Annotated in this window: 4 protein-coding genes and 1 CRISPR repeat array; all 4 genes read left to right on the plus strand. The window is 47.1% G+C overall.

The features are described from left to right. The coding region (locus B3V51_RS10540; RefSeq protein ID WP_286708383.1) for a type I CRISPR-associated protein Cas7 at positions 1 to 402 on the plus strand (402 nt) is incomplete at its 5' end. A gap of 87 nt (positions 403 to 489) precedes the next feature. Continuing rightward, complete coding sequence (gene cas4, locus B3V51_RS10545) at positions 490 to 1116, plus strand: CRISPR-associated protein Cas4 (RefSeq protein ID WP_093068661.1); 627 nt, start codon at positions 490 to 492, stop codon at positions 1114 to 1116. An 80-nt stretch (positions 1117 to 1196) separates the two neighbouring features. Further along, complete coding sequence (gene cas1c, locus B3V51_RS10550; RefSeq protein ID WP_093068659.1) at positions 1197 to 2228, plus strand: type I-C CRISPR-associated endonuclease Cas1c; 1032 nt, start codon at positions 1197 to 1199, stop codon at positions 2226 to 2228. A gap of 38 nt (positions 2229 to 2266) precedes the next feature. Next, positions 2267 to 2557: a CRISPR-associated endonuclease Cas2 gene (gene cas2, locus B3V51_RS10555; protein ID WP_093068657.1), complete on the plus strand. Its 291-nt coding sequence runs from the start codon at positions 2267 to 2269 to the stop codon at positions 2555 to 2557. A 257-nt stretch (positions 2558 to 2814) separates the two neighbouring features. Further along, positions 2815 to 5179: direct repeats of the CRISPR family, unit length 32 nt; unit sequence TTCGCACCCATCACGGGTGCGTGGATTGAAAC. Positions 5180 to 5232 lie beyond the last annotated feature (53 nt).

The raw sequence follows: 5232 nt of genomic DNA on the forward strand, positions 1-5232 counted from the left end.
ACCCAAATCACCAAAAGCGTCAGTGGTGAAGGCGATGGTACGAAAAAAGGCAGCGATACGATGGGTATGAAGCACCGCGTGGATAAAGGCATCTATGTGACTTATGGTGCGATTACGCCGCAACTGGCGGAACGTACAGGTTTTAGTGATGCTGATGCCGACAAGATCAAAGAGATACTCCCTAAGCTGTTCGAAGGTGACGCTTCCTCTGCTCGTCCTGAAGGCAGCATGCAGGTCAAAAAGGTCATTTGGTGGGAGCATAGCAGCAAATCAGGGCAACACTCATCTGCTAAGGTGCATCGTAGTTTAAAAGAATTGCTTGACGATAATGGGGCATTTGATGAAGACGCATTAAAATCAGCTTTAACAGGATTGGAGCCTAATATTATTGAAGGGTTTTAACCTTTAATTTTTCGTATCGTCATAGATATTGAGCAGGCGTAAACTATAAACGCTTGCTCACCTTTTTAATTAAAAAGGCGGACACAGATGCAAACCCTCTACCTATCCCGCTTGCAGCATTATTTGTTCTGTCCGCGTCAGTTTGCGCTGATTGAGCTTGAGTGCGCGTGGGCGGAGAATGTCTTTACTGCCGAAGGGCAAGTCATGCACGAAAAGGTCAACAGTGGCGGACACGATACGCGTGGCAATATAAAGACCGTGCGCACGCTACCGCTTGGCCATCGCGCACTTGGATTAGAGGGGGTTGCTGATGTGGTCGAATATCACACCGATGATACAGGCGCACAAATTCCGTTTCCTATCGAATACAAACGCGGTAAGCCCAAATCACATCGTGCGGATGAAGTGCAATTGTGCGCTCAAGCGTTATGTTTAGAAGACATGCATGGCTGCACGGTGCCACGCGGCGCCCTGTTTTATGGCAAGACACGTCGCCGTCATGCTGTTGAGTTTGATGAGGAGCTGCGGAAAATTACCCTAGATGCTATTAATGACTGTCGGCATATTATAGAAAGTGGGCAGACGCCAAAACCCACTTACAGCACCAGTAAATGCCGCAATTGCTCGCTCAAAGATATCTGTCACCCAAAGATTTTTAATAAAAATGCTAAGACTTGGCTTAGCAAACAAATCAATATGAGCTTAGAAGATTAAGGATCAGCGCTTCTGTGTACTTTACTGCTAACTTAGCTATTTTTTAGCCTTTCTACTTTTTGGTCTTTATAAGGAAAATCATGCGTCCACTCAAAAATACTTTATTCGTGCAAACCCAAGGCGCATGGCTCAATAAACAGGGCGAAAACGTCGTTATGAATATCGACTATGAGGTCAAAGGTCGCGTCCCTATTCATAAGCTCGATGCGATTGTCTGCTTTGGGCAAGTGTCAATATCACCAGCACTAATGGCACACTGTACCGATAACGCCATTACCATCACTCATCTCAATCAATATGGTAAGTTCCAAGCGCGTATCGAAGGTGCTGTCAGTGGCAATGTACTCCTTCGCCGTGAGCAATATCGCATCAGTGACGACCCTGAGCGCGTACAGCCAATCTGTCATAGTATTATCTTAGGTAAAGTCCATAATCAACGCCAAGTCATTCGCCGCTATCTGCGCGATTATAAAAGCCAGCTAGATGAGCCTACAATTAAAAGCTTGGATGGCGCACAGCAGCGTTTGGAGCGCGGTCTCAATAAGATATTGACTACGCAAAACTTACCTGACCTGTTAGGCCGTGAGGGTGAGATGGCGAGCGTTTACTTTAGTGTGTTTCCATATTTTATTCGCAACCCTGACTTTATCTTTCCTAAACGTACTCGCAATCCGGCCACTGATGCGGTCAATGCCTTACTCTCTTTTACTTATACTCTAATGACTCATGATTGTCGTAGTGCACTTGAGACCGTAGGACTTGACCCTGCATGCGGAGTATTTCATCAACTGCGTCCTGGACGCCCGTCACTAGCTCTTGATTTGGTAGAAGAATTTCGCCCTATCGTGGATCGCTTTGTATTATCACTTATTAATAAAAAGCAGCTGGGTAAATCAGACTTTAAGACTGAAGCGAATGGCGCAGTTTGGCTCAAGGATGAAGCAAGACAAACATTTTTTAAGGCATGGCATGATCGTAAGCAGCAAACCATTTATCATGAATGGTTTGAGGAAAGCGTGCCCTTTGGTTTACTACCGCATTTGCAGGCGACAATTATGGCGCGTCATATTAGGGGCGATATTGATGCTTATATTCCTTTTTTGTGGAAATAAATTGCTGCATAAAGAATAAATAAACAAGGAAGGTCATTATGATGATATTGGTCACTTACGATATCAGCTCAGAGGGTGCATCGAGTGCCAAACGTCTGCGCCACATTGCTAAGCATTGTTTGAACTATGGACAGCGGGTGCAATATTCGGTATTTGAGATTGAGGTTAATCCTGCTGAATGGACAATGCTTCGAGCCACGCTTGAGGATATCATTGATCATAGCGTTGATAGTTTGCGCTATTATTATCTTGGTAAAAACTGGCAAAATAAAGTAGAACACATTGGGGCAAAACCTGTGCTAGACTTAAACGATGTCTTGCTATTTTAGCCGTTATCATCATAAATAATCACTTTTAAACCTACTACTTGACTGTTATAAGGTCAATGCGAACCTATAGCTTACATAAAATCTCTAGGAGACTCGCAAAGGGACCGCAATGCTATTTAACAACTTGATTTTACTACCTTTATTTTCTCACATTAAAAACTTGGTAAGCAAGATGTTTGCCAAATTCGCCTACAGTTTAGATATTCGCATATTCCGAGGTTTTTTCTTAACTTTATTAGCGACTTAAACTAGGGGCTTTCGCACCCATCACGGGTGCGTGGATTGAAACGACAATGCCATCACCGCTTAATACATAACCTTTATTCGCACCCATCACGGGTGCGTGGATTGAAACCACCTGAGAGCGTCTCGAAAACTTAAACACAATCTTCGCACCCATCACGGGTGCGTGGATTGAAACATGTCTATTTCAGAATCGCATCCAGGGCAGTTTTCGCACCCATCACGGGTGCGTGGATTGAAACTAACCCTATCTCCGAGCTTTTCGATATTCATTTTCGCACCCATCACGGGTGCGTGGATTGAAACGTTCTCAGCGTGTGTGTCCGGCAAACCATCAACTTCGCACCCATCACGGGTGCGTGGATTGAAACAAGCATGGGAGCGTGAAATAAAGCACACGCAAATTCGCACCCATCACGGGTGCGTGGATTGAAACGTGAAAAGGTCAAGTACGCTTACGATAATTTGTTCGCACCCATCACGGGTGCGTGGATTGAAACAACGGTCATCTTACTAAAGCCAAAGTTAGTATTCTTCGCACCCATCACGGGTGCGTGGATTGAAACTGTCACGTATGACTCAGACAGCACGACTAGGCTTCGCACCCATCACGGGTGCGTGGATTGAAACTCTGCGATACGCCCAATCAGCCTTAGTGTGACTTCGCACCCATCACGGGTGCGTGGATTGAAACAGATGCGTCCGTGCACTACATGAGCAGGGCCTACTTCGCACCCATCACGGGTGCGTGGATTGAAACATTTTAGCACCCCTTATAAATTATCGTAATTATGTTCGCACCCATCACGGGTGCGTGGATTGAAACTGAACGATGGTTTGTCCAAACGTGGTTTTACCCTTCGCACCCATCACGGGTGCGTGGATTGAAACTGCCAATCCTCAGTCTCTAAGTTGGTCCCACTGTTCGCACCCATCACGGGTGCGTGGATTGAAACAACAGCGGGCGGTCTATGTGCAGCTTTTGTCATTCGCACCCATCACGGGTGCGTGGATTGAAACAAAAATATTGATGTGGGAAACAAAGGAGCATCCATTCGCACCCATCACGGGTGCGTGGATTGAAACATTAATCTGTCTAGCATATCGTGACTAAAGCCTATTCGCACCCATCACGGGTGCGTGGATTGAAACCTCGCTGCTCTGTTGAGCCATGAACAGGGCTTTGTTCGCACCCATCACGGGTGCGTGGATTGAAACCCATCGCTCAACAGGGAAATGCACACACTCATCTTCGCACCCATCACGGGTGCGTGGATTGAAACTTCGCCATGGTCTGCCTGTGGCTGTGCCTATCTTCGCACCCATCACGGGTGCGTGGATTGAAACTGTAAACCGTGTCAGATCGTTTAAAAACTACTGTTCGCACCCATCACGGGTGCGTGGATTGAAACGATGTGAATTAGAAAGCCATGCTTGCGTATCATTCGCACCCATCACGGGTGCGTGGATTGAAACAGACGCAATGCTCGCCACCGTCCGCTTGGCTCTTCGCACCCATCACGGGTGCGTGGATTGAAACCAGTGTAACCGCCGTCTTTAAAGCCTTTAGGGTTCGCACCCATCACGGGTGCGTGGATTGAAACTCTGGAGAGATAGAACCTGGTATAGAAATGATTTCGCACCCATCACGGGTGCGTGGATTGAAACGGTTTGTGGGCCATTAATGTCAAGGCCATTAATTCGCACCCATCACGGGTGCGTGGATTGAAACGCGGAAGCCGTTTAGCTTATTAAACACCGTGCGCTTCGCACCCATCACGGGTGCGTGGATTGAAACGCTATCACACGCCGTCTGCGCTGCTTTACTCTTTCGCACCCATCACGGGTGCGTGGATTGAAACAATGTTTGGCTGCAAACAATCGCTGTAGTAAAGTTCGCACCCATCACGGGTGCGTGGATTGAAACTTTATCGCGCTTTGGACGACCAATCCACAAACTTCGCACCCATCACGGGTGCGTGGATTGAAACTTGCTGATGAGCAAAAAGAATTCGGTTATCAATTTCGCACCCATCACGGGTGCGTGGATTGAAACTTGATTGAGTGGTGGGCATGGCTGCAATGACTCTTCGCACCCATCACGGGTGCGTGGATTGAAACGGGTCCGTAATGGCCGGATGATGCGCTACTATCTTCGCACCCATCACGGGTGCGTGGATTGAAACCTAAACGCAGCGCAACTACTAAATAAAATAAGTTCGCACCCATCACGGGTGCGTGGATTGAAACATGCTCAACCTCTATATCAAGTGGCAAGCCAATTCGCACCCATCACGGGTGCGTGGATTGAAACTTTTGTTTTGATTCCGTGTTTTTTGCAAAGCTGTTCGCACCCATCACGGGTGCGTGGATTGAAACTCTATATCTTGACGCTGGTTATGACACCCCAGATTCGCACCCATCACGGGTGC

Source organism: Psychrobacter sp. UBA2514, assembly GCF_002341255.1.
In the GTDB taxonomy this organism is placed as follows: Bacteria; Pseudomonadota; Gammaproteobacteria; order Pseudomonadales; family Moraxellaceae; genus Psychrobacter; species Psychrobacter pacificensis.

Coding starts and splice junctions, on each gene's coding strand:
- cas4 (WP_093068661.1), top strand. CDS start 490: ATGCAAACCCTCTACCTATCCCGCTTGCAGCATTATTTGTTCTGTCCG.
- cas1c (WP_093068659.1), top strand. CDS start 1,197: ATGCGTCCACTCAAAAATACTTTATTCGTGCAAACCCAAGGCGCATGG.
- cas2 (WP_093068657.1), top strand. CDS start 2,267: ATGATGATATTGGTCACTTACGATATCAGCTCAGAGGGTGCATCGAGT.